Consider the following 24,724-nt stretch of genomic DNA (forward strand, 5'->3'; position numbering starts at 1 on the left):
CCCCTAGCTGAACCTAGCCGAACAGCTTCGCCGCAGTCTCGGCCACGCGCTTGCCCTGATAGCGGGCGCCGTCGAGCTCGACCTCGCTCGGCATGCGGCTGCCGTCGCCATTGGCGATCGTCGACGCGCCGTACGGCGTGCCGCCATTGACCGCGTCGTTCGACATCTGTGCCTGATAGCCATAGTCGAGACAGACCACCGTCATGCCGAAGTGCAAGAGGTTGGTGATGATCGAGAACAACGTCGTCTCCTGACCGCCATGCTGCGTCGCGGTCGAGGTGAAGGCAGCGCCGACCTTGCCGTTCAGCGCGCCGCGGAACCACAGCCCGCCTGCCTGGTCGAGGAAGCTGGCCATCTGGCTCGACATGCGACCGAAGCGCGTCGGGCTGCCGATGACGATCGCATCATAGTCGGCGAGCTTCTCGACATTGTCGATGACGGCGTGGGTGTGGTCCGACTTGAACCCCGCGGCCGCCGCGACCTCGGCCGGGGCGGTTTCGGGCACGCGCAGCACGTCGACCTGCGCGCCGCCGGCGCGTGCCCCATCGGCCACCGCGTCCGCCATCTGCGACATGTGCCCATAGGACGAGTAATAGAGGACCAGAACCTTTGCCATCGTCGTGTCTCCTGATGCATGGAAGAGTTGGGAGGAAGGCGGGGGTAGGGGATTTGCCTTCCTCCCGGGCGCCCGCTGGAGGGATGCGGGCGCCGAACGCTTATTCGCTGTCGACGAGGACCAGTTCGGCCTCTTCGACCGCGCGGATCGTGTAGGTCTTGCCGCCGGTCAGCGCCGCGCCGTCGCGCGCCTCGAACCGCTCGCCATCGATCTCGATCACACCGGTGGCGGAGACGAGATAGGCGTGGCGGCCATCCCCGACCGTGTGCTCGACGCTCTCGCCTGCCTTCAGCGTGGCGCCCATCACGCGCGCATCGGCACGGATCGGCAGCGCGTCGCCGTCACCTTCGAACCCGCTTGCCAGCGTGACGAACCGGCCCGAGCGCTCGCCCTTGGGGAAGGGCTTCGCGCCCCAGCTCGGCGCGCCGCCCTTGCGCTTGGGCTCGATCCAGATCTGGAACAGCGTCGTCGTCTCGCCTTCCAGATTATACTCGGCGTGGCGGACGCCGGTTCCGGCCGACATCACCTGGACGTCGCCAGCGCCGGTGCGTCCCTGGTTGCCCATCGAGTCCTGATGCGTGATCGCGCCCGATCGGACATAGGTGATGATCTCCATGTCCCGATGCGGATGCGGCGGGAAGCCGCTGTTCGCGGCGATCTCGTCGTCGTTCCAGACGCGGATCGCACCCCATCCCATGCGTGCGGGATCGTAATAGTTGGCGAACGAGAAATGATGCCGCGCGTTGAGCCAGCCATGATCGGCATGGCCGAGCGAAGCGAAAGACCGTTTGTCGATCATCGAATATCTCCTTGGTTGAGCCGGAGATAGGCGATCGGCCCTGGCGCGAAAACGGAAACCATGGAAACGGATCGTTTCACGCCGCGATGCTGACGGCGGCGCGACCGACCTGTCAGGAGCTTGTCATGCCCCGGATCCTCATCACCCGCGCGATCGCGATCGACAGCGAGGAACTGGAGGAACGCTTCACGCGTGCCGCGGGGCCAGGCGGACAGCATGTGAACACCACCGACAGCGCGGTGCAGCTGCGCTTCGACGTCGGCGCGTCCCCCAATCTGCCGGAACGCGTGAAGCTGCGTCTCGCCGAGCTGGCCGGCCATCGCATGACACAGGGCGGTGTGCTGGTGATCCGCGCCGACGGCGCCCGATCACAGGAGATGAACCGGCGCGACGCGCGCGAGCGGCTGGTGGCGCTGATCCGCGAGGCGACGATCGTGCCGAAGGCGCGGCGTGCGACCAAGCCGACGCGCGCCTCCCAGACGCGGCGCGTGGATGCCAAGGCGCGGCGCGGCGCGATCAAGAGCGGGCGGGGCCGGGTCAATCTCGACTGATGCACTTGGTGATTGCAGAAGATGCAACTGCATTGATGTTGTTCGCACTTGCAACATTTCTCGCTGCAACGCAAAAAGACCCTGCCTTTCAGGCATCCTCTCCTAAAACTTTCAGGCCGGTCCCTTCTGGGGCTGGCCTTTCTTTTTGGGTCGAAGGTCCAGTGGCGCCGGGGTCGCCGGCGGGATAGGCTGGGGCCATGATCGTTCGCCTGCTCGCACTGCTCGTTGCGCTCTTCCTCACCGCGCCCGCCGCCGCACAGCTGGCCGCGCAGCCGCGGCACATCGCGATCGAACTCGTTGCGGAAAGCGACACGCCCGCGCCGGGAAGCGAGGTCACGCTGGCGCTCGCGTCGAAGCCCGATCCCGGCTGGCATGGCTATTGGAAGAACCCTGGCGATGCCGGGATCGAGACGACGCTGAACTGGACGCTCCCCGCCGGCCTGACCGCGGGGGCGCTCGAATATCCGGTGCCGCACCGGCTCGTGATCGGCGGGCTGATGAATTACGTCTACGAAGGCCCATTCGCGCAGTTCGTGCGGCTCAAGCTCCCGACTGGTCTGGCCCCGGGCACGAAGCTGCCGATCGCGGTCAAGGCGGATTACCTCGTCTGCACCAACGAGATCTGCGTGCCCGAAACTGCGCAGCTCTCTACCATGCTCACCGTCGGCGATGGCGCGATTCGGCCCGAGCGGCGCGCGCAGTTCGATGCGTGGCGCACGGCGATGCCCAAGCCTCTCGGCAGCCCCGCGGTGTTCCAGGTCGAGAATGGCCGCACGCGCATCGCGGTGCCCTGGCCCGCCGATCAGACTGCGCCCGACCCTTACTTCTTCCCGCTGACCGACGGCGCCGTCGCCTATGCCGCGCCGCAGAGCGTCGGCCGGGACGGCGATCGGCTCGTGATCGACACACAGGCGGGCGGCAAGACGCCGGGTGAGATCGCGGGTGTGCTCGCGCTGGGGGACGGTCGCGGCTTCGCCGTGCGGGCGGCGCCGGGCACGGTGGCGCCGGTGCGACCGGAGGCGGCGTTCAGCTGGGCAACCGCGCTCGCCGCATTCGGCGGCGCGATCCTGGGCGGGCTGATCCTCAACGTCATGCCGTGCGTCTTCCCGATCCTCAGCCTCAAGGCATTGAGCCTCGCAAGGGCCGGCGGCGGCGAACGCGGCGCGCGCGCCGAGGCGCTTGCCTATTCGGCGGGCGTGATCCTCGTCTGCCTGGCGCTGGGCGGCGCGATCCTGGCGCTAAGGGCTGGCGGCGCGAGCGTCGGCTGGGCATTTCAGCTTCAGGACCCGCGCGTCATCCTCGTGCTCCTGCTGCTCGTCACGGGCATCGCGCTCAACCTGGCCGGGCTGTTCGAACTGTCGGCGCCGGGTGCGATCAACCGGCTGGCGGCGGGGGGCAAGGGCGGTGCGTTCCTGACCGGTGCGCTGGCTGCTTTCGTGGCGACGCCATGCACCGGGCCATTCATGGGGGCGGCGCTGGGTGCGGCGCTGATCCTGCCGACCGCCGCGGCGCTGGCGGTGTTCGCGGGGCTAGGACTGGGGCTGGCGCTGCCGTTCCTGGCGATCGGGTTCGTGCCGGCGCTGCGGCGGCGGCTGCCGAAGCCCGGGCCGTGGATGGCAACGCTGCGCCGCGTGCTGTCGGTGCCGATGTTCCTGACGTCGCTCGCGCTCGGCTGGGTGCTGTGGCGGCAGGCGGGCGGACAGGGGCTGGTCGTCGGTGCGCTTGCGGTGCTGCTGATGGCCTTTGCGCTGCTCGCGGTCGGGACGCGCCAGCGCAAGGGCGCGCCCGTTCCCTGGGGGTTGTCGATCCCGCTGCTGGCGATTTCGCTCGGCGCCGCGCTGCTGCTGCGGCCCGAGGCCGTGCGACCCGCCGCCGATTACGGCCAGCCGTTCAGCGAGGCGCGGCTCGCCGCGCTGCGTCAGGCGAACAAGCCCGTCTTCGCCTATTTCACCGCGGACTGGTGCGTGACGTGCAAGGTCAACGAGAAGGTGGCGATCGAGACCGACACCGTCGCCGACGCGTTCGAGAAGGGCGGGGTCGAGGTGCTGGTCGGCGACTGGACCGATGGCGATCCGGCGCTCGGCCGCTTCATCGAGGCGCATAACCGTGCGGGCGTGCCGCTCTACCTGTGGTACGCTCCGGGAGCGGCGCAGCCGCGCGTGCTGCCGCAGGTGCTGACCCCCGCGATGCTGGCCGACCTGCCGGCCAAGGCGGGGATCGGGTCATGAGGGAGAGCGAACGATGAAGGCGATGATGCTTGGCCTAGCAGTCGCGGCGCTGACGGCGCCCGGGATCGCGCAGCAGACGACCGGCGCCGCGGCGGGCAATTTCCGGCTGACCGACATGGCCGGCCGCAACGTCGCGCTGTCCGACTACAAGGGCAAGACCGTCGTGCTCGAGTGGCACAATCCCGGCTGTCCCTTCGTGCGCAAGCATTACGACAGCGGCAACATGCAGCGCACGCAGGCGGCCGCGACCGCGGGCGGCGCGGTCTGGCTGACGATCAACTCCGGCGCGCCGGGCAAGCAGGGGAACATGACCCCGGCCGAGGCGCAGGCGCAGTTCGCCAAGGACGGGTCGAAGGCGACGCGCTACCTGCTCGATCCGCGCGGCGTGGTGGGCAAGGGTTATGGCGCCAAGACGACGCCGCACCTCTACATCATCGATCCGGCGGGCAAGCTCGTCTATCAGGGCGGGATTGACGACAAGCCCACCGCGAACGCCGGCGACATCGCGGGCGCGCGCAACCACGTCACCGCGGCGCTGGCTGAGATGAAGGCGGGCGAGCCGGTCTCGGTCGCGGAGAGCCGGCCCTACGGGTGCTCGGTGAAATATCCCGAGAGTTGACGTATCTTGTACCCCGGCGAAGGCCGGGGTCCAGGGCTACGAACGTCGAGTTGCTTGGCTCTGGACCCCGGCCTCCGCCGGGGTAGGTGGCGTGGTGGCGGGCGCATGTTTACTACCGTTCGTCCTGAGCTTGTCGAAGGACGTGTAGCGGAGCGCAGCGCTGGAGGCACGTGCTTCGACAAGCTCAGCACGAACGGGTTGGGAGCTGGCTAAAGCTCCGGCCTAAAGCCGCCAGTCCCACCCTAGCGGATCGCCGTCCATCACCTCGACACCCGCCGCGATCAGCTCATCGCGCAGGACGTCCGACCTCATGAAGTCCTTAGCCGCCCGCGCCTCGCGCCGGTCGGCGAGCTTCGCCTCGATGCCCGCCTCGTCGATCGAGGCATCCACCGGCCGCACGCGCAGGTCGGCGCGGGTGATCGTCGTAAGCTCCAGCCCCAACACCGCGTCGAACTCGGCTGCCAGCGCCAGACGATCGGCCGGCGACAGCGCCTTGTCCGCCAGCGCCTCGTCCACGATCGGAAGCGCGCGCGCGGTGTTGAGGTCGTCGCTGATCGCCGCGTCGAACGCCTCGCGATAACGATCGGGCGTCCCGCGCGACGGCTTGTCGGGGGGGGCGCGCAGCTTCTCCACCGCCTGTACCAGCCGCTTGAGCCGGGTCTGCGCCGCCAGCGCGCTTTCCCAGGTGAATTCGAGCTCACTTCGATAATGCGCCGACAGGCACATCAGGCGGTAGGACAGCGGGTGAATGCCGCGATCGATCAGCGTCTGGAGCCGCAGGAACTCGCCCGCCGACTTCGACATCTTGCCGCCGCGATCGACGAGGAAATTGTTGTGCATCCACAGCTTCGCACCGGTGAAGCCGGGTTCGGCATCGGTACAGCCGCAATGCGCCTGGTTCTGGGCGATCTCGTTGGGATGATGGATCTCGCGGTGGTCGATGCCGCCGGTGTGGATGTCGAACGGCTGGCCAAGCTCGATCCGGCTCATCACCGAACATTCGAGATGCCAGCCCGGCGCGCCGCGCCCCCAGGGCGAATCCCACTCCATCTGACGCTGTTCGCCCGGCGGAGAGGTGCGCCAGATTGCGAAATCCTGTGGATTTCGCTTGCCGTCAATGGGGTCGATCCGGCTTTCGCCGACATCGGTCGCCGCGCGCGCGAGGCGGCCGTAATCGGGCACGGTCGACACGTCGAAATAAAGCCCGCTGCCCAGCTGGTAGCAATGCGCGTCGGCGATCGTTTTCGCGAACTCGATCATCGGCTCGATATAGTCGGTGGCGACCGTCCATTTGGCGGGCGGGGTGATGTTGAGCCGCGCGACGTCGACCTTGAACGCGTCGGTGTAATGCGCCGCGATCTCCCAGATCGACTTCGCCTCCCGCGCGGCCGCAGCCTCCATCTTGTCGGCGCCGGCGTCGGCGTCGCTGGTCAGGTGGCCGACATCGGTGATGTTGATGATGTGGCGCAGGCCATAGCCCTTCCAGCGCATCGTCCGGCCGAGCGTGTCGGCGAACAGGAAGGCGCGCATGTTGCCGATGTGCTGGTAGTTATAGACCGTCGGCCCACAGGTGTAGATGCGCACCTCCGCCGGATCGATCGGGCGGAAGTCCTCGATCGCGCGCGTGAGCGAATTGTAGAGCCGAAGGGGTGCGTTCATCGCGTCCGCCTAGCGCAGGCGAAGGCGGGCCGCCAAGCCCCGGTCGGCGAGGATCGCGCGCGCGGCGTTGTGGCCGGGCGCGCCGGTGACGCCGCCGCCCGGATGCGCGCCGGCGCCGCAGAGATAGAGGCCGGCGATCGGCATCCGATAGCGGCCATGCCCCAGCACTGGCCGCGCCGCCCAGAGCTGATCGAGCGACATCCGGCCGTGGAAGATGTCGCCGCCCGCCAGCCCGAACTTGCGTTCGAGGTCGAGCGGCGAGTGGATCTGGCGCGCGATCACGCTGGCGCGAAAGCCGGGCGCGTAGCCTTCGATGGTATCGAGGATGGTGTCGGCCGCGGCTTCGCGGGCGTCGTCCCAGCTTCGGCCATCGGGGAGGACAGGGTTGAACTGCTGGCAGAACAGGCTGGCGACGTGCCCGCCGGGCGGGGCGAGGCTGTCGTCCAGCGTCGAGGGGATCAGCATCTCGACGATCGGCGCGCGCGACCAACCAAACGCCTTCGAGTCGGCGAAGGCGCGCTCCATATAGCCTAGGCTGGGCGCCATGATGATGCCGGCGGAGAGATGCGGGCCGGACTCTGGCATGGCGGTGAAACGCGGCAGCTCGCTGAGCGCGACGTTCATACGAAAGCTGCCCGAGCCGACCGCATAGCCGGCGACGCGCGCGCGAAAATCCGCGTCGAGGTCGGAGGGGTCGACCAGCCGCTCGAATAGCGGCTTGGGGCCGAGATTGGCGACGACGCGGGTCGCGGCGATGTCCCGGCCGTCGGCCAGGCGGACACCGGCGGCGCGGCCCTTGTCGGTCAGCACGCGGGCGACCGGCGCCTCCAGCTCGATGCTCACGCCGGCATCGCGGCAGGCGGTCGCCATCGCTTCCGTGATCGCACCCATGCCGCCGATCGCATGGCCCCAAGCGCCGCGCGTGCCGTTCACCTCGCCAAAGACATGATGGAGGAGGACATAGGCGCTGCCCGGCGTGTCGGGGCCGGCATGGTTGCCGACGACCGCATCGAATCCGAACGCGGCCTGCACCGGGTCGCTCTCGAACCAGCCGTCCAGGAACTCGCGCGCGCTTCGGGTGAACAGCGCAAGCGCGTCGCGCTGGGCGGCGGCATCCAGGCGGCGGGCGCGCATCGCCAGCGACAGCGCCTCGCCGATCGAGCGGGCGCCCGGCGGCGGGCGGAGCGCCAGGTCGCGGAGCAGGTCGGCGACACGCTCGACCGCCTCGTAATAAGCGGGTAGCCGCTCGGCATCGCGGACCGAGAATTTGGCGAACTCGGCCTGGGTCGCGGCCATGCCGCCACCGATGCTGAGGCTGCGGCCATCGGGCAGGGGGAGGAAGTTGGCGAGCGGCCGCTCGACGATGCGAAGGCCGCGATCGTGGAGCCGCATGTCGGCGATGATGCGCGGCTGCAGCAGGCTGACGGTGTAGCTTGCGGTCGAGTTGCGGAAGCCGGGGTGGAAGCTTTCGGTGACGGCGGCGCCGCCGATGACGCCCCGCGCCTCGACGATCTTCACGCTCAGCCCGGCGCGCGCGAGATAGAAGGCGCAGACGAGGCCGTTATGTCCCGCGCCGATCACCAGCGCGTCGTAGCGTTCCATGCCACCGGTGGTGCCCCGGCGGCGAGGGGGCGTCAATCAGGCGGCGAGGGGGACGAAGGCCGGCCGCCCCTGCGATCGGAACAGTCCGGTGCCGGTGGTCTGCCCCGTGCGGATCGGCAGCGCGGTCGCGCAATAGGCGCATTCGGCGGTCAGCCGCCCGACCAGCCAGTGCGACCGGCCACAGCCCGGGCAGTGGTTCGCCTCGTGCAGGTGATAGGCGATCCGATACCCCGCGCCCGCGGGACTGAAGGGCAGACTTCCCAGCTGCATCTTCCGTGCTCCCATGATGTCCTGAAACCGTAACACGGTAGAATCGTGGTTTGTTCCGGGAGCGGAGCGATTGGAGCGGTTTGGCGCGTGCCGTGGCGCGGCGGCAACACATCGACAGTGTAGAACGCTTCGTCGCAACCTGGATCAGCAACGCTGGAGGCCCGAGCCGGAATCGAACCGGCGTGCAAGGATTTGCAGTCCTCTGCGTAACCACTCCGCCATCGGGCCTCGGCGTGGTGAGGGACGGGCTGATGGAGTGGTGCGGGGGTAAAGTCAACGGGGCAAGATCCTCCCCCGGAGGGGGAGGTGGCAGCCGAAGGCTGACGGAGGGGTAGTTGCCTCGGACGTCCCGCTTGCGGCCATACCCCTCCACCACCGCTTCGCGGCGGTCCCCCTCCCCTTGCAGGGGAGGATTGCTAGGCGCGCTTCTTGGACAGCGTCCGCATCGCCTCGTCGATGCCGCCGAGCGTCAGCGGGTACATCCGGTCGCCCAGCGCGCGGCGGATCAGACCGATCGACTGGGTGTGGCCCCAATAGGCTTCCGGCACCGGGTTGAGCCATGCGGCCGAGACCCAGGTCTCGGTCATGCGCTGGAGCCAGACGAGCCCCGCTTCCTCGTTGAAATGCTCAACCGATCCGCCGGGCTGGGACAGCTCGTACGGGCTCATCGACGCGTCGCCGACGAAGATCAGGCGATAGTCGGGGCCAAAGCGGTTGAGGATCTCGCGCGTCGGCGTGCGCTCGGCGTGGCGGCGGCGATTGTCCTTCCACACGCCCTCGTACACGCAATTGTGGAAGTAGAAGAATTCGAGATGCCGGAACTCCGCGGTGGCGGCGGAGAACAGCTCCTCGACCAGGCGGATGAACGGGTCCATCGACCCGCCGACGTCGAGGAAGAGGAGCAGCTTGACCGCATTGTGTCGCTCCGGCCGCATCCGGACGTCGAGCCAGCCCTGGCGTGCGGTGCCGGCGATCGTGGCGTCTAGGTCGAGCTCGTCGGCTGCCCCCTCGCGCGCGAAGCGGCGCAGGCGGCGGAGCGCCAGCTTGATGTTGCGCGTGCCGAGCTCACGCGTGTTGTCGAGATTGACGAACTCGCGCTTGTCCCAGACCTTGATCGCGCGGCCCTGACGACCCTCGCCGCCGATCCGCACGCCCTCCGGGTTATAGCCGCCATTGCCGAAGGGGCTGGTGCCGCCGATGCCGATCCACTTGCTGCCGCCCTGGTGCCGGCCCTCCTGCTCCTCCAATCGCTGGCGCAGCGTGTCCATGATCTCGTCCCAGGAGCCGAGCGCCTGAACGCGCGCCATCTCCTCGGGCGAAAGATACTTCTCGGCGACGGCGCGCAGCCATTCCTCGGGGATGGCCTTGCGCTCGTCGGCGGGGGCGGACAGACCGCGGAAGACATGGGCAAAGACGCGATCGAAACGGTCGACCAGCCCCTCGTCCTTCACGAACACGGCGCGGGCGAGATAGTAGAATTGCTCGGAATCGCGGTCGATCACCTCGGCATCGAGCGCCTCGAGCAGCAGGAGATGCTCCTTGAGGCTGGCGGGGATGCCCGCGGCGCGGAGCGCCTCGACGAAGCCGATGAACATGGCCGCGGGTGTGGCGAAGGCTCAGCGTGCGCGCAAGTAGAGGCGCCAGTGATTGCCGGACAGGCCGGTGGTGTCGGCGCCGGCGACCATGCGATAGTCGCCGCCGCACCGCGCCGGTCGGTCGGGGAAAGGCGCCGATCCGTCACGCGCGACGAAGAGGAAATCGGCGGCGGGGCAAAGCGATTCGATGAGCCGCGCGGGATAGCGGGCCTGGGCAGCGGCGACGTCGATCACCGCGGCGTCGCGCTCGGCCTCGACGGCGTAGGTCCCGCCTTGCGGATGCGTCTGCTTCATCGCCCGGATCGCGGCGGCGGGGTTGCCGCGCTGGTTGCGGATCAGGTCCAGGTCGCCGAGCACGCTGCCCGCCAGCACGACGATCGCGATCGGCAGCGCGGCGGCGCGGGGCGCGTCGGCGATGGCGAGGAGCAGGACGGCGGCAGCGATCAGGTAATAGCGCGCCAGGCCGCTGTTGCCGACGCCGAGCATGGCAACGGCGAGCGGGAAGGCGATGACGGCCAGCGCGATCAGGACGGCACGATGGTCGGCGGCGCGGGCGATGACGAGCGCGAAGATGCCGATGGCGGTCACGATCGGCAGCAGCGGCTTGGGCAGCCAGCCGATCGCCAGCGTGTAGCGGACGAGCTCGCCCAGCGCGTCGAACCACGCGTCGACGGTAAAGGGCGAATAGCTCCCGATCGTCATCCCACCGGCCAGCGTCGCCGCCGCGGCCGCGCCGGCCGCGAGCAGGCCGGGGCCGAGTAGCCGAAACGTTGCAGCCGGCGATCGGCGCGCCCACAGCACCCAGCCGAGTAGTGCCGGCAGTGCGAACAGCATCGTCAGCTGCGCGAGCGTGCCGATGCCGAACGCCAGCGCGATGCCGATCGTCGGTACAGGCCGCGACGGCGCGTCGAGGCTGCGCCCGATCATCAGGATCGCGGAGAGCAGGGCCAGCAGCATCGGCGCATAGCCGCGCGCTTCCGAGCCATAGGTGATGAGGATCGGCGACAGCGCGAACAGCCACGCGGCAAGCGCGGCGCCGAGCGGGCTGCGCCGCGCCGCGATCGCCGCGGCGACCGGGACGGCGGCGGTCCCACTCACGATCGACAGCGCGCGCATCGCGAGCGGCGACGCTGGCCAGCCGACGAGCTGGATCCACCAGCTGTTCAGGACGTGGTTGTTGTCGTGGCCGATCCGCAGCACGCCGATCGCCGTGCCCGCGTCGCGCGCGAACACCGCCGACCACGCCTCGTCCAGCCAGAGCCCGCCCTGCGCCGCGCCGATCCGCACGCCGAGCGCTGCCAGCGCCGCGGCAAGGATCGCGATCTGCGTGGAGCGGGGCAGGGCCATCGCGCGTACGTGTGCGCCAACGATGGTTAAGTCCGCGTTAGTTCGCGGTCCTCACGATCGGGAGGTCATCGCGCATAGGCGTCGATCAGCGAGCCGACATAATCGGGCGCCGAGCTGCTCAGTTCGGGCATCGCCCGCGTGCCGCCGCCCGTTGCGGGATAGATGAAGCCGTAGGTGGCATAGGTGCTGCCGCCCAGCCCGCCATTGTCGCGGTACCAGACGCGAACCTTGCTCCAGTCGCCCCGGTCGGACACGTCGAACAGCGTCACGTCCTGCTCGGCGCGCCCACGCTTGCCGCCGAAGCGCGACCAGTTCGCGTGGGTGAGCATGAGGACGCGGTCCTCGACGATGCGGCTGACGACCGCGACATGGCCCAAGCGCAGCTGATCGGTCTGCGCGAAGACCAGGACCGAGCCCACCTTGGGCTTGCGGCCGCGATCATAGCGACCCTTGGCCTGGTCCCACCAGGTCCAGGCATCGCCCCAAATCTGGATGCCGGAAACCGAGCGCGCGAACGGCACGCACTGGCCATTATATTGTTCGATGATGTTCGCCTTGGACTGAACCGCAGCAAACATCGCCGCCAGAACACAGACGACAAACGCGAGGATACGCATCGCTATCAGGCCCCCAACACCACAACATGCAGTTTACGCAAGCGCCGTGGCGGATTAGTTGAGGGCGTCGGTTAAAGCCGCGTAAACGTTGCTCGGCTTCTTTTTCTCTGCTGTTAGGGAACTTTGGCGGCGTTCGTGCAACCCCGCAGAATTCAGCCGCGCCGCGCCATGAAGGCGAGCCGTTCGAACAGCATCACATCGGCTTCGTTCTTGATGAGCGCACCCGCAAGCGGCGGGATCGCCTGGCGCGAGTCGCGTGATTGCAGCACCTCCAACGGCATGTCCTCGGCCAGCAATAGCTTGAGCCAGTCGATCAGTTCGCTGGTCGACGGCTTCTTCTTGAGCCCGGGTACGTCGCGCAACTCATAGAAGATATCGAGCGCGCGGTTGACGAGCAGCGTCTGGATGCCGGGAAAGTGGACGTCGAGGATCGCCTGCATCGTCCCGCGATCGGGAAAGCGGATATAGTGGAAGAAGCAGCGGCGCAGGAACGCGTCGGGCAGCTCCTTCTCGTTGTTCGACGTAATGACGACGATCGGCCGCTCGGCGGCGGTGACGCGCTCGCCCGTCTCATAGACGTCGAAGCTCATTCGATCGAGCTCCTGGAGCAGGTCGTTGGGGAACTCGATATCGGCCTTGTCGATCTCGTCGATCAGGAGGACGGGAAGCTGCGGGCTGGTAAAGGCCTCCCACAATTTGCCGCGGCGAATATAGTTGGCGATCTCGTGGACCCGCGGGTCGCCGAGCTGTCCGTCCCGCAGCCGCGCCACCGCGTCATATTCGTAGAGGCCCTGCTGCGCCTTGGTCGTCGACTTGATGTGCCACTCAATCAGCGGCGCGCCGACCGCGCGGGCGATCTCGTGCGCGAGGACGGTTTTGCCGGTCCCGGGCTCACCCTTGACGAGGAGCGGCCGGCGCAGCCTGACCGCGGCGTTGACCGCGACCTTCAGATCATCGGTGGCGACATAGTCGCTGGTACCCTCAAACCGCATCGCCATCCTTTCGCGCCTTGTGCGCTCAGCGATTATGGCGGCGACGGGGTGCCCGCAAGCGCTTCCGTTCAGGCGTTGCGGGCGCTCGCGCGAGCCTCGAGCAGGTCCCACAGGCCGCGCTGCTGCGCGAGGAATTGCTGCGCGCCGAACAGCGCGGCGCGCTCGGCGCCCGGTGTGACGGTCACGCTGTCGAGCGCGGTGACGGTGGCGATCGGGTCGGGTAGCTGGTCGGGGGCAGGGTCGAGCCCGAGCCGCTCGGCCGCGCGATCAAGAAAGGCACGCACGGCGATCCAGTCGATCAGCATCGCCGCGGCGGCGCCGATCGCGCAGCCGACACGATCCGATTGCACCAGCGTGTCGAGCGCGTGACGCTGTGCCGACACCGCGGCCTCGCTCTCGGCTTGGCCCGGCGTGCTCGGCAGCGGCCCGGCGGCGGAAACGAGCGCGGCGATGCGGTCACGCTCCTCGGCGAAGCCGTTGGCGGCAAGCTCCAGCCAGGGGATGACCGGATCGGGCTGACCATGGGACAACGCATGGTCGAACACCCCCGGGAACCGGCCGTGGAGCATGCAGACGATATGCAGCGCATCCGACAGGTCGCGCATCGGCGCGGCGGGGCTCAGCAGCGAACGGGCGTGCGGATGCGTCGCGGTACCGTCGGCGCCCACCAGCGCCGAAACGGCGCCCGCCGCCCCGCCCGATCCGATCGCGCGTATCGTGTTTGCCGACATTGATTCCCCTTCTTGTCGATTGTCGCCGCCGGCACCCGGCACCGCATCACGCCTACGCCGCAACCCTATACCGAGAGACGTAAAGACGTGGTTGAGAAGGTATTTACGATGCATTGGGTCCGGGAACGATCGGCTCGGCGCGGATCATGACGATGATCCGCTCGACGCCGCTGCGCGATCGTTCGGCCGTCATTGCCAGGCGAATGACGCGCTGCCCGCCCTCTCGAAGCTGGAGCGGCGGCCAGTGTGCGCGGCGCGCCGTCGGCGATCACGCCCTCGATCGCCTCGCCAGCGATCGGGCGCGCGGCGGTGCCGAGCAGCGTGACGAAGCGCACCGCCTGAAGCATGGTGCGTTCGATGCCGGTGATCCGGGCAAGCGACGCACTCGCCGCCTCGACATAGCCGCGCAGGTTGAGGCGTGCCCAGGCGACGTCGCCCAACCGATCGATCGCTTCCTCGAACGCGGCGAGGCGTGTCGCCAGCGCCTCGCCCTCGTCATCGGCGCTGACATCGTCGGCGACGATCAGCGCGCCGTCGACATAAGGGACGATCACCACGCGGTAGCGCCGCTCGCGCACCGCGATCTCGGCCTGCTCGGGTGCGCCGGTCCGCCGCGTCCGTTCGGCGAGGTCGAGAAGATAGCGCGCCACTGCCTCGTTGAAGGGGCGCGACAACGGATGGCCGACGCCCGCCAGGTTGGCGCCGAAGGCGATGCGCGCCGCGCGATTGAGCTGCTCGATCCGGCCGCCGGCATCGACGACGAGCACGAGCTCGCGCATCGCATCGAGCAGCAGCGCGGCCAGCGAGGTGTCTGCCGCCGCCTCATGCGGGGCACACAGCCTGCGCATCAGGTCGAGCGAGGTGAGGACGAGGCTCGGCCGGCCGCGTCGCAGCACGAACACGGGCTGCTGGAGCGCGCGCTCCTGCCACAGTCCGAACTGGCGGACGAGCTCGGAGGCGGTGACGCACGCTTCGGGGCCGACGGCCAGACGATCGACTTCGCTCATCTCGGCGGTGCTGCCGCAAAGATGCGGGCTCCGGAACGGGTTGGATCCGGACCGGATCGAATCCTGTGCGGCTGGCGCTGTCTCTCACCGGAACGGATGCGATCGGTAGCAGGATAACGAATCGACGAGCGACCGACCCATGTCATAAATCGGTCATATCGGTGGGACAGGGCGCCGGACATGGCTACCGCCGCACTTGATCCTGCCGATCCGCTCAGTCCCGTCGGTGGAGGTCCCGATCTGGGCCGAAGCCACCATCCGATCGCTCGCATCCTGTTCCTGCTGCTGCTTGCCGGCGGGTTCGTCTACGCGTGCGCGAGTGTCCTGATCGACACGCAGGAGGTCGGTGAGGCGCTGGCGCTGGGCGTGTTCGCGTTCCTGGCGCTCGCGCTGGTGATCGCGCTCGGCTTCGAGTTCGTGAACGGGTTCCACGACACCGCCAATGCGGTGGCGACGGTGATCTACACCAACTCGATGCCCGCGCATTTCGCCGTGGTGTGGTCGGGCTTCTTCAACTTCCTGGGCGTGATGCTGTCGTCGGGCGCGGTCGCCTATGCGATCATCACGCTGCTGCCGGTCGAGCTGATCCTCAACGTCGGGTCGAACGCCGGCTATGCGATGATCTTCGCGCTGCTGCTCGCGGCAGTGCTGTGGAACCTCGCCACCTGGTATGTGGGCCTTCCCAACTCGTCGAGCCACACGCTGATCGGTTCGGTGCTGGGCGTCGGCGTGGCCAATCAGCTGATGGCATCGGGATCGATGGCGGGGACCGCCGGCGTCGACTGGAGCCAGGCGCAAAAGGTGCTGACCGGCCTTGCGATGGCGCCGGCGATCGGCTTCGTCGCGGCGTTCCTGCTGCTGTTCGTGATGCGGCGGATGCTGCGCAATCCGACGCTCTATTCGCCGCCCGCGCGTAGCGCGCCGCCGCCAAAGGGCATTCGCGCGCTCCTCATCTTCACCTGCACCGCGGTGTCGTTCAGCCACGGCTCGAACGACGGGCAGAAGGGGATGGGGCTCATCATGCTCATCCTGATCGGCTGCGCGCCCACCGCCTATGCGCTCAATCGCACCATGCCCGAGAGCGCGACGCCCGCCTTCATCCAGTCGGCCGAGCGCGCGTCGACGGTGCTCGCGGCCAAGGGCGGCTCGACGCCGCTGCCGGTCGAGAATGCGCGCAACATCCTGACCGGTGCGCTCCAGGCGCGCCGCGCGAATTCGCCGGACGCCTATGCCGCGATCGCGACGCTGTCGCGCGACGTGTCGTCGCGAGTCGGCGAATATGGTGCGCTGAGCAAGGTGCCCGCCGCGGCGACGCCGAACCTGCGCGCCGACATGTATCTCGTCCTCGACTCGACCAAGCTGGTGCTCAAGGACAAGTCCGCCGAAGCGCGCTTCACCGCGGCGGAGACCGCCGCGCTCGACGGCTATGCCAAGCAGCTCGAGCAGGGCACGCGCTACATCCCGCTCTGGGTCAAGATCGCCGTCGCGCTGGCGCTGGGCCTGGGCACGATGGTCGGCTGGCGCCGGATCGTCGTCACCGTGGGCGAGAAGATCGGCAAGCAGCACCTGACCTATGGCATGGGTGCCTCGGCCGAGCTGGTCGCGGCCTGCACCATCCTCGCTGCCGATCGCTTCGGCCTGCCGGTCTCGACGACGCATATCCTGTCGTCGGGCGTGGCGGGTGCCGCGGTCGCCAACGGACAGGGGCTTCAGGCCAAGACGATCCGCAACATGGCGCTCGCCTGGTGCCTGACGCTCCCGGTCGCGATGGCGCTGTCGGGCGGGCTCTACTGGCTCTTGCTGACGATCGTGCGGGCGACGGGCAACGCCTGATCGACGACAGTCAGCTTCGGGCCGGCGTTGCTGCGCGCGGCGTCGACCATCGCGGTGATCTCGCGCTTCACGCTGTCCATACGGTCGGGCGTGGGATCCGCCCAGGCGGTGAGGAGGCCGGCTAGCGTCGCGGCGGCGACGGCAAGCGCCAGGCGTCCGGTGCGGCGGTTCTCGCGCATCTTCTCTCTCCCTTACGCTGTCGTGGCGCCGGGCTAGAGCGGCTTTCCTGAGCCGTGGCTGAACGTGGATCAGCCCTCGGCGCGAAGCAGGGTCAGCCGTGCCTTGCCGTGGTTGCGCGAGGTATCGACCGCAAAGCCCTTCACCTCGACCACCTCGTCCTTCGCGGTCTCAATGCTCACCCAGGTCGCCGGCCCCGCCCAGCCGAGCCGTGCCAGCCGGTCGAGCGCGACCATGCCGGCGCCGGTTCCATAGGGCGGATCCATCAGGATGACGTCGAGCGGCGTCGTCACCGGGCCGAGCGCCAGCACCGATTGCGCGCGCACGTCGAGCTTGCGGCCGAGCTTGGCGCCATTGGTCTTGAGCGCGTCGAGCGCAGCGCGATCCTGCTCGACGAACACGCAGCTTGCCGCGCCGCGCGAAAGTGCTTCGAGTCCCAATGCGCCCGAGCCGGCGAACAGGTCGGCGACCGCCAGCCCCTCGAAACTGCCGACCCGGCTGAGCAGCATGGAGAACAGCGCCTCGCGAACGCGATCGGCAGTGGGGCGGGTGGCTTCACCCTTGGGCGCGACCAGCGGGCGGCCGCGATCGGTGCCGGCGATGATCCGCATCAGCGCGGCCCCTTGCGCGGCCCGGAGGGTCGCGGCTTGCCGCCGGGGCGGGGCGAGCGGGTGCCGGTGGCCGGGCGATCGCCGCGGGTCGGCGCAGCGCGGTCATTCCGCTGCGGTCGGGCGGCGGCGCCGCGGGGATTGGCGGGACGCTCGGCCCGGGCGGCGCCTTCCGCGCGAGGCTTCAGCGTGCCGGGGGCGCGCTCGCCATCCGCGTTGCGGGCGGTCCGCTCGCCCGGGTTGCGCGGTCGTTCGGCACGCGGCTTCGGGTTGCCGAACTTGCTGTCGCTGGTCCGGCGCGGCTTGCCCCGAACGGGGCGCGCGGGCTCGGCCGTTTCGTTACTGGCCGGTCGGGCGCGAGGTGCGTTGCGGCCCGCTGGTGCCGCCCGGTCGGGAAGCCGGCGCCGGTCGGTTTCGAGGAACTCGGGCTGCTCGCGCTTGCGAACTGCGCCGGGTGCGCGGCGGGGGCGCTCGCCGACAGCGTCCCAACGCGGCGCGCGCTCGGGTGCCACTTCCTCGCGCTCGACCCTGACCGGGCGGGCGCGGGTCACCAGCGGCGTGTCGCTGCGCTTGTCGGCCGGCAGCTTGAGCTCGCGGCGGAACTGGATCAGGTCGTGCTGGCGAACCTCGTCGACCGCGCCGATCGGCATGTCCGCGAGCGGGATCGGCCCATAGCTGGTCCGGATCAGCCGGCTGACGCGCAGGCCGAGATGTTCGAGGACGCGGCGGACCTCCCGGTTCTTGCCTTCGGTCAGCGTCATTTCGACCCAGACATTGGCGCCGGTGCGACGTTCGAGATTGGCGTCGATCGAGCCATAGCGCACGCCCTCGATCTCGATCCCCTCGATCAGATCCTCGAGCTGCGCCTGGCTGATCTCGCCGAACGCGCGCGCGCGATAGGTGCGCTTGACCTTCGTCGCCGGCAGTTCCAGCGCGCGCTTCAGTTCGCCGTCGGTGGTGAGGAGCAAGAGCCCTTCGGTGTTGAGGTCGAGGCGGCCGACGGGGACGACGCGTGGCATGTCCCGCGGCAGCATGTCGTAGATCGTCTTGCGCCCGCTGAAGTCGCGTTCGGCGGTGAGCACGCCGGCGGGCTTGTGGAAGCGGAACAGGCGCGCCGGCTCTGGCGCGGCGACCGGCTGGCCATCGACGGTGATGCCGCGCAGGTCGGCGAGGATCGTCGCGGGCGTTTCGATCGCGACGCCGTTCAGGGCGATGCGGCGATCCTCGATCATCCGTTCGATCTCTCGCCGCGACGCGATTCCGGCACGGGCGAGCAGCTTTGCGATGCGATGCGTTTCGGTGGGCTTGGACACGGGGTCGGCTGATAGTGCAACCATCGCCCGTCCGCAAAAAATTCTCGCGCCGGGATCGACCGGCGGTCCTAGGATGTTCTGCGGACAGGGGGCTTGAGGCCCGAGTCGCGTCAGGGAATTCGCCAGGGCCATGTTGTTCGGACGCAAAAAGCGGCGCATCGCACGGATCCTCATCGTCGAGGATGAGCCGCTGGTCGCGTTCGACACGGAGCATTACCTCAGCGAAGCCGGATTCGAGGTGGTCGCGACGCTGGACCGCGTGGCCGATGCGGCGATGATCCTGGCGAGCGAGGCGGAGATCGACCTGGTGCTCGTCGACCTCAACCTGGCCGACGGCAGCGGTATCGCGGTGGCGGAGGCGGCCGGATCGCGCGGCGCGCTGGTGCTGTTTGTCACCGGCAATTGCCCGGGCGAGGCGCGGTCGCTGGCGGCAGGCTGCCTCGCCAAGCCCTATCCGCAGCGCGACCTTCTCACCGCGATCGATGCGGTCGAGAAGACGCTCGATGGCAAGGCGCCGAAGCGTTTGCCGCAGAGCTTCAGCCTGTTCCAGCAGGCGGCTTAGGCCGACGCGTTCCCGCGCAGGCGGGAGACTAGGGCCGGAGGCGCGACGATTTTCCCATCATGGTTCCCCGGCGAGGGCCGGGGTCCAGTTGGGAAGGCCCTCGTTGGAGGGCGCTGTGCTCACCATCAGCGTCCCCCAACTGGACCCCGGCCTTCGCCGGGGAACCAAGGGTAAATCGCCCTCAGGACCGATAATCGGCGTTGATGGCGATGTAGCCGTGGGTCAGGTCGCAGGTCCAAACCGTCGCGCGGCCCTCGCCGAGCTTCAGGTCCACCGCAATGTCGATCTCGTCGCCGCGCAGATGGGCGGCGACCGGTGCCTCGTCATAGCCCTCGACGACCAGGCCCTCGCGCGCGACCTCGATTCCGCCGAACGCGATCGAGAGCTTGTCGCGCTCAGCGGGTTCACCGGCCTTGCCGACCGCCATGACGACACGGCCCCAATTGGCGTCTTCGCCGGCGATCGCAGTCTTGACCAGGGGCGAGTTGGCGATGCTCATCGCGATCACGCGGGCGCTGCGATCGCTCTCGGCGCCGTCGACGTCGATGCGGATGAACTTCGATGCGCCCTCACCGTCGCGGACGACCAGGTGCGCGAGCTCGCGGCAGACCTCGGCGAGCGCCGCGCGGAACGCATCCGCGCCGACATCGTCCTCGCGGCTCAGCTCGCGATTGCCGGCCTTTCCGGTGGCAAAGGCGAGGACGGTGTCGCTGGTCGAGGTGTCGCCGTCGACGGTGATGCAGGAGAAGGTGGCCTCGTTCGCATCCTCCAGCGCCTTTTGCAGGAACGCTGGATCGACCGCCGCATCGGTGAAGACGAAGCCCAGCATCGTCGCCATGTCGGGGGCGATCATGCCCGATCCCTTGACGATCCCGCTGATCGTGACGGTGCGCCCATCGACGATCGCCGTCGCCGACGCGCCCTTGGCAAATGTGTCGGTGGTCGCGATCGCGTTGGCGGCGTCCTCCCACCCGGCGACAGACGCAGCGAGAGCGGCATCCAACCCCGCTTCCGCCTTGTCGATGGGCAGCGGCACTCCGATCACGCCGGTGGAAGCCACAAAGACGTCGGACGGCTGGCAGGACAGCGCGCCCGCGACGCGCGCCGCGATCGCCTCCACCGCCGCGCGGCCGCGATTGCCGGTGAAGGCGTTGGCGTTGCCCGCATTGACGACGAGCGCGCGCGCGCGACCGAGCACCAGCGCCTTCCGGCACCATTCCACCTCCGGCGAGGGGCAGCGGTTCATGGCCCATGGCCCTACGAACCCCCACCATCGTACGCAAGCAGACGGTTGCGGGGACACCCCGCGACGCTACGGCGTTGCACCCGCTCGAAGGTTGCGCCTATAGGCCTGCCCAAGCTTGTAGCTCCCCAAGGAACGAGGTTTCATCATCGTGGCCAAGTCACCGGCGCGCGGCGCCCAGAGCGATCCCCAGATTACCAATCGTGAGCGCCCCGCCGAGCCCCAGCGCTACGAAGCCTCGAAGGAGGAGCTGCTCGACTTCTACAAGCAGATGCTGCTGATCCGCCGCTTCGAGGAGAAGGCGGGACAGCTCTACGGCCTCGGCCTGATCGGCGGCTTCTGTCACCTCTATATCGGCCAGGAAGCGGTCGCGGTCGGGCTCCAGTCGGCGCTGGAGGTCGGCAAGGATTCGGTCATCACCGGATATCGCGACCACGGCCACATGCTCGCCTACGGCATCGATCCCAAGGTCATCATGGCCGAGCTGACCGGCCGCGCCGCCGGCATCAGCAAGGGCAAGGGCGGGTCGATGCACATGTTCTCGACCGAGCACCGCTTCTATGGCGGCCACGGCATCGTCGGCGCGCAGGTGTCGCTGGGCGCAGGCCTCGCGTTCAAGCACAAGTACGCCGAGGATGGCGGCGTCTGCATGGCCTATTTCGGCGACGGCGCGGCCAATCAGGGCCAGGTGTACGAAGCCTTCAACATGGCCGAGCTCTGGAAGCTGCCGATCATCTTCGTGATCGAGAACAACCAGTATGCCATGGGCACGTCGGTCAACCGCGCGTCGTCCGAGGACCAGCTCTACAAGCGTGGCGAGAGCTTCCGCATCCCCGGCATCCAGGTCGATGGCATGGACGTGCTCGCCTGCCGCGGTGCGGCGGAGGAAGCGCTTGCCTGGGTGCGCGGCGGCAAGGGGCCGATCATCCTCGAGATGAAGACCTATCGCTATCGCGGCCACTCGATGTCGGACCCCGCCAAATATCGCAGCCGCGACGAGGTGCAGTCGGTCCGCGACAAGTCCGACCCGATCGAGGCGGCGAAGCGCGAGCTGGAGAAGCTGGGCGTGACCGAAGCGGACCTGAAGCCGCTGGAGCAGGAAATCCGCAAGGTGGTCGGCGAAGCCGCCGACTTTGCCGAGAACGCACCCGAGCCCGAGACGGGCGAGCTGTACACCGAAGTGCTGGTGGAGACGTACTGAGATGGCGATCGAACTGAAGATGCCGGCACTGTCGCCCACGATGGAAGAGGGCACGCTGGCCAAGTGGCTGGTGAAGGAAGGCGACACCGTCAAGGCCGGCGACATCATGGCCGAGATCGAGACCGACAAGGCGACGATGGAGTTCGAGGCCGTCGACGAGGGGACGATCGCCAAGATCACCGTCGCCGAGGGCACCGACAATGTGAAGGTCGGCACGGTTATCGCGCTGCTCGCCGAAGAGGGTGAGGACGCCGGCAGCGTCGAGGCGCCCGCCGCTGCCGCGCCGGCCGAGACCAAGGACGACACCGCCAAGGCTGACGCGAAGGCGGACGAGGCCAAGAAGGACGACAAGGTCGAGGATTCGGCGCACCCGGCGCAGGAGAAGGTCGAGACCGGCGCCCGTCAGCTGTTCGACGCCGCCTCCAACGAGGGCGAGGCGCTGCCCGAGGTTCCGGAAGGGACCGAAATGGTCAAGCAGACCGTCCGCGAGGCGCTTCGCGACGCGATGGCCGAAGAGATGCGCGCCGACGACCGCGTGTTCGTGATGGGCGAGGAAGTCGCCGAATATCAGGGCGCGTACAAGGTCACGCAGGGCCTTCTGGAAGAGTTCGGTGCCAAGCGCGTCATCGACACGCCGATTACCGAATATGGCTTTGCCGGCATCGGCACGGGCGCGGCGATGGGCGGCCTCCGTCCGATCGTCGAGTTCATGACGTTCAACTTCGCGATGCAGGCGATCGACCACATCATCAATTCGGCTGCGAAGACCAACTACATGTCGGGTGGCCAGATGCGCTGTCCGATCGTGTTCCGCGGTCCCAACGGCGCGGCCAGCCGCGTCGGCGCGCAGCACTCGCAGAACTACGGCCCGTGGTACGCCAGCGTCCCCGGCCTGATCGTCATCGCGCCGTATGACGCGGCCGATGCCAAGGGCCTTCTGAAGGCCGCGATCAAGAGCGAGGACCCGGTCGTGTTCCTCGAGAACGAGCTGATGTACGGTCGCAGCTTCGAGGTGCCGAAGCTCGACGACTTCGTCCTGCCGATCGGCAAGGCGCGGATCATGCGGCCGGGCAAGGACGTGACGCTGGTCAGCTATTCGATCGGCGTTGGCGTCAGCCTGGAAGCCGCCGAGAAGCTGGCGGCCGAAGGGATCGACGCGGAGGTCATCGACCTGCGCACGCTGCGCCCGCTCGATACGGCAACGGTGCTCAAGAGCCTGAAGAAGACCAATCGCATGGTGGTGGTCGAGGAAGGCTGGCCCACCTGTTCGATCGCCAGCGAAATCGTCGCGGTGGCGATGGAGCAGGGCTTCGACGACCTCGACGCGCCGGTGCTGCGCGTGACCAACGAGGACGTGCCGCTTCCCTATGCCGCAAACCTCGAAAAGCTGGCGCTGGTCGACGCCGCCAAGGTTATCGAGGCGGTGAAGAAGGTCACGTACAAGGGCTGATCGGCCCAACCTCGGTAATCGAACCCGTCACCCCGGACTTGATCCGGGGTCCCGCTTTCTGGCTACGGCTTTGAGTAAGCGGGACCCCGGCTCAAGGCCGGGGTGACGTCGTTTTGGGAGGTCCGCGCGTCTCACTCCACCGTTCGTGCTGAGCCTGTTGAAGCACGTGTTCCGGGCACGTCCTTCGACAAGCTCAGGACGAACGGTTTGGCTCGGTAAGCGTTAGGATCCCTTCGGCACTTCCGGCCCCATCGTCCGCCGCACGGGCGGCGCCACGACCGGCGCCGGCGGCGCGAGCGTCCCGCTCTTGCGGCGCACGCCGCTGAGTTCGGCCGGTGCTTCCTTCGCACCCCCGCCGACGCCGAGTGCCGAGCGGAGGCCGCCGCCGGGGAGCATGTCGAGCTTGAGGTCGTCAGACCTGTCGGGGCTCGACAGGAAGACCTGCGACTTCATGCACTGGCCGAGGTCGGGCCGCTCGTACCGCTCGCAATTCCACAGCGCCTTCTCGAACCCGCGAGCGCGGTCGCGGAGATAGCTGAACGCCATCCGCTCGGTCTGACGCGGATCGGCGGGGAGCGCGGCGGGCGTGTCGGCGCGGTCGGTCCACGCCATCAGCTTGCAATAAGGCCGGTCGCCGCAGACACGCGCGGCGAAGGCGGGATAATCGGCAGTGCCGAGCCGGGGGTCGAGTGTCACGAGGAAGCTGTTGGCATCGGCGGCGATCGGCGCCGGCATCGCCTCGGCCGGGATCGCCGCCGCCGCCAGCGTGCCCTCCGCCGGCGCGATCAGGTCGCCCGCGGCGCTGTGCGCGGGGGCGATGCCCTTCAGCTTGGCGACCAACGGCTCGGCGCCCGTATAGCGGCCGCGAAACGCAGGGGGCGTGCCCCACCAGCCGGTCCAGCGGAAGAACAGGTGCGTGTGCACCTCGCTGATCTTGTCGAGGCTCGCCGACCAGTAAGGGACCACCCAATCGGTGTGATAGTGAGTGGCGGTCCCCACCGCCTTCTCGACCGATCCCGCCAGCGCCGCCGCGGCGACCCCGCGCGCGCGATCCCAGGCGACTTGCGAGTATCGGCGGGCGAGCGCACCGTCGCAGGTGAAGGTGAACTGGCAACCGGTGCGCCGCTCCGCCCCCTGGAAGACGACGGCGCACACGCTCTTGGGAAAGGCGGGATGGCGGACGCGGTTGAGGATGACCTGGGCCACCGCCTTTTGCCCGACCGGATCGTCGCCCGCTTCGTAGAGGACGCCGGCGGTCAGGCAGTCGGTCGCCCGCGCGATGCTCGCCTCGTCGCCGGTGATCCGGAAGGGGCGCGCGGGAAGCAGCGGTGCGGTCGAGAACGGGATCGACGCGTTGTAGGCGCGGGCGTCGGCGGGATCGACCGCGACGAACACCGCGGGCTCGACCGGCGGCAGCTCGGCAGGCGGGATGACGCGCTGGGCGGGACGCACCTTCGCGACCTTGCGCTCGACGGGCACGATGCGCGGCGCGTTGGCGACGATCAGCAGCGGCAGCAGGATCGCGGCGAGCGCCGTCACCAGGAGCACGATCGTGAGCGGCAGGCGGGCCGGTCCCTCGGGCAACAGGCGCCGCGTCACTGGCGGGGTGGGGGTAAGCATCTGGTTCATCGGCTCTAACGAACAAACGCCCCGTCCGCGCGAAGCGGCGGGGCGTTAGCTCATTTGACCGAAAACGGCAAAAAT

At 68.6% G+C, this 24,724-nt stretch carries 23 protein-coding genes and 1 tRNA gene; 7 read left to right on the plus strand and 17 right to left on the minus strand.

All coding sequences use genetic code 11. The annotated features are described in order from the left end of the window. Positions 1-13: 13 nt before the first annotated feature. Together wrbA and RS883_RS09650 are read right to left on the minus strand one after the other, a co-directional pair. A complete protein-coding gene (wrbA, locus tag RS883_RS09645) occupies positions 14-616 on the minus strand; it encodes an NAD(P)H:quinone oxidoreductase (protein ID WP_315759993.1) in 603 nt (200 codons plus the stop codon). 100 nt (positions 617-716) lie between these two features. Next, positions 717-1,415, minus strand: a complete 699-nt coding sequence (locus RS883_RS09650) for a pirin family protein (RefSeq protein WP_315759994.1) — start codon at positions 1,413-1,415, stop codon at positions 717-719. Positions 1,416-1,540: 125 nt separating this feature from the next. Between RS883_RS09650 and arfB the strand changes: the two genes are divergently transcribed. From arfB to RS883_RS09665, 3 genes are all read left to right on the plus strand, one after another. Continuing rightward, positions 1,541-1,966, plus strand: a complete 426-nt coding sequence (gene arfB / locus RS883_RS09655) for an alternative ribosome rescue aminoacyl-tRNA hydrolase ArfB (protein WP_315759995.1) — start codon at positions 1,541-1,543, stop codon at positions 1,964-1,966. 197 nt (positions 1,967-2,163) lie between these two features. Continuing rightward, the gene (locus RS883_RS09660; RefSeq protein ID WP_315759996.1) at positions 2,164-4,194 is read left to right on the plus strand and encodes a protein-disulfide reductase DsbD family protein; all 2,031 of its coding nucleotides are present in this window, start codon (positions 2,164-2,166) and stop codon (positions 4,192-4,194) included. Between the two features lie 13 nt (positions 4,195-4,207). Continuing rightward, a complete protein-coding gene (locus RS883_RS09665; RefSeq protein ID WP_315759997.1) occupies positions 4,208-4,813 on the plus strand; it encodes a redoxin domain-containing protein in 606 nt (201 codons plus the stop codon). A 222-nt stretch (positions 4,814-5,035) separates the two neighbouring features. Here RS883_RS09665 and cysS read toward each other — a convergent pair whose 3' ends face one another. The 10 genes from cysS to RS883_RS09715 form a co-directional block, all read right to left on the minus strand. Then, entirely contained in the window at positions 5,036-6,472 is a 1,437-nt protein-coding gene (gene cysS, locus RS883_RS09670; RefSeq protein WP_315759998.1) for a cysteine--tRNA ligase, read from the minus strand. A 9-nt stretch (positions 6,473-6,481) separates the two neighbouring features. After that, positions 6,482-8,074, minus strand: a complete 1,593-nt coding sequence (locus RS883_RS09675) for an NAD(P)/FAD-dependent oxidoreductase (protein WP_315759999.1) — start codon at positions 8,072-8,074, stop codon at positions 6,482-6,484. A gap of 36 nt (positions 8,075-8,110) precedes the next feature. Further along, positions 8,111-8,344, minus strand: coding sequence for a hypothetical protein (locus RS883_RS09680; protein ID WP_315760000.1), 234 nt, complete (start codon positions 8,342-8,344; stop codon positions 8,111-8,113). A 154-nt stretch (positions 8,345-8,498) separates the two neighbouring features. Next, positions 8,499-8,572: transfer RNA gene (locus RS883_RS09685), tRNA-Cys, on the minus strand. Positions 8,573-8,760: 188 nt separating this feature from the next. Continuing rightward, positions 8,761-9,939, minus strand: a complete 1,179-nt coding sequence (locus tag RS883_RS09690) for a vWA domain-containing protein (RefSeq protein ID WP_315760001.1) — start codon at positions 9,937-9,939, stop codon at positions 8,761-8,763. A 21-nt stretch (positions 9,940-9,960) separates the two neighbouring features. Then, positions 9,961-11,286: a hypothetical protein gene (locus RS883_RS09695; RefSeq protein ID WP_315760002.1), complete on the minus strand. Its 1,326-nt coding sequence runs from the start codon at positions 11,284-11,286 to the stop codon at positions 9,961-9,963. Positions 11,287-11,351: 65 nt separating this feature from the next. Beyond that, positions 11,352-11,903 (minus strand): CHAP domain-containing protein, encoded by a 552-nt coding sequence (locus RS883_RS09700; protein ID WP_315760003.1) that lies wholly within the window; start codon positions 11,901-11,903, stop codon positions 11,352-11,354. Positions 11,904-12,055: 152 nt separating this feature from the next. After that, the gene (locus RS883_RS09705) at positions 12,056-12,895 is read right to left on the minus strand and encodes a MoxR family ATPase (RefSeq protein WP_315765048.1); all 840 of its coding nucleotides are present in this window, start codon (positions 12,893-12,895) and stop codon (positions 12,056-12,058) included. A gap of 68 nt (positions 12,896-12,963) precedes the next feature. Then, positions 12,964-13,626, minus strand: a complete 663-nt coding sequence (locus RS883_RS09710) for a DUF6975 family protein (RefSeq protein ID WP_315760004.1) — start codon at positions 13,624-13,626, stop codon at positions 12,964-12,966. Positions 13,627-13,691: 65 nt separating this feature from the next. After that, a complete protein-coding gene (locus RS883_RS09715; protein WP_315760005.1) occupies positions 13,692-14,633 on the minus strand; it encodes a hypothetical protein in 942 nt (313 codons plus the stop codon). Between the two features lie 180 nt (positions 14,634-14,813). On the opposite strand from RS883_RS09715, the gene RS883_RS09720 reads away from it, so the two are divergent. Continuing rightward, on the plus strand, positions 14,814-16,466 hold the full coding sequence (locus tag RS883_RS09720; protein WP_315760006.1) for an inorganic phosphate transporter: 1,653 nt from the start codon (positions 14,814-14,816) through the stop codon (positions 16,464-16,466). On the opposite strand, the gene RS883_RS09725 is transcribed toward RS883_RS09720, so the two are convergent. The 3 genes from RS883_RS09725 to RS883_RS09735 form a co-directional block, all read right to left on the minus strand. Next, positions 16,421-16,645, minus strand: coding sequence for a hypothetical protein (locus RS883_RS09725; RefSeq protein ID WP_315760007.1), 225 nt, complete (start codon positions 16,643-16,645; stop codon positions 16,421-16,423). The two genes, RS883_RS09720 and RS883_RS09725, sit on opposite strands and share 46 nt — an antisense overlap. Positions 16,646-16,714: 69 nt before the next feature. Then, positions 16,715-17,254: a 16S rRNA (guanine(966)-N(2))-methyltransferase RsmD gene (gene rsmD / locus RS883_RS09730; RefSeq protein WP_315760008.1), complete on the minus strand. Its 540-nt coding sequence runs from the start codon at positions 17,252-17,254 to the stop codon at positions 16,715-16,717. Further along, a complete protein-coding gene (locus RS883_RS09735) occupies positions 17,254-18,564 on the minus strand; it encodes a pseudouridine synthase (protein WP_315760009.1) in 1,311 nt (436 codons plus the stop codon). Before RS883_RS09735 ends, rsmD begins: the two co-directional genes overlap by 1 nt. 130 nt (positions 18,565-18,694) lie before the next feature. On the opposite strand from RS883_RS09735, the gene RS883_RS09740 reads away from it, so the two are divergent. Further along, a complete protein-coding gene (locus RS883_RS09740; RefSeq protein ID WP_315760010.1) occupies positions 18,695-19,126 on the plus strand; it encodes a response regulator in 432 nt (143 codons plus the stop codon). A gap of 181 nt (positions 19,127-19,307) precedes the next feature. Here RS883_RS09740 and argJ read toward each other — a convergent pair whose 3' ends face one another. Then, the gene (gene argJ, locus RS883_RS09745) at positions 19,308-20,372 is read right to left on the minus strand and encodes a bifunctional glutamate N-acetyltransferase/amino-acid acetyltransferase ArgJ (RefSeq protein WP_315760011.1); all 1,065 of its coding nucleotides are present in this window, start codon (positions 20,370-20,372) and stop codon (positions 19,308-19,310) included. Between the two features lie 148 nt (positions 20,373-20,520). Here argJ and pdhA point away from each other — a divergent pair, with 148 nt between their 5' ends. Then, positions 20,521-21,570: a pyruvate dehydrogenase (acetyl-transferring) E1 component subunit alpha gene (pdhA, locus tag RS883_RS09750; protein WP_315760012.1), complete on the plus strand. Its 1,050-nt coding sequence runs from the start codon at positions 20,521-20,523 to the stop codon at positions 21,568-21,570. Position 21,571: 1 nt separating this feature from the next. After that, entirely contained in the window at positions 21,572-23,020 is a 1,449-nt protein-coding gene (locus tag RS883_RS09755; protein WP_315760013.1) for a pyruvate dehydrogenase complex E1 component subunit beta, read from the plus strand. A gap of 222 nt (positions 23,021-23,242) precedes the next feature. Here the strand turns inward: RS883_RS09755 and RS883_RS09760 are convergent, their stop codons facing one another. Then, positions 23,243-24,649, minus strand: a complete 1,407-nt coding sequence (locus RS883_RS09760) for a cell wall hydrolase (protein WP_315760014.1) — start codon at positions 24,647-24,649, stop codon at positions 23,243-23,245. Between the last annotated feature and the right edge of the window lie 75 nt (positions 24,650-24,724).

The sequence above is a fragment of the Sphingomonas sp. Y38-1Y genome (genome assembly GCF_032391395.1).
In the GTDB taxonomy this organism is placed as follows: Bacteria; Pseudomonadota; Alphaproteobacteria; order Sphingomonadales; family Sphingomonadaceae; genus Sphingomonas.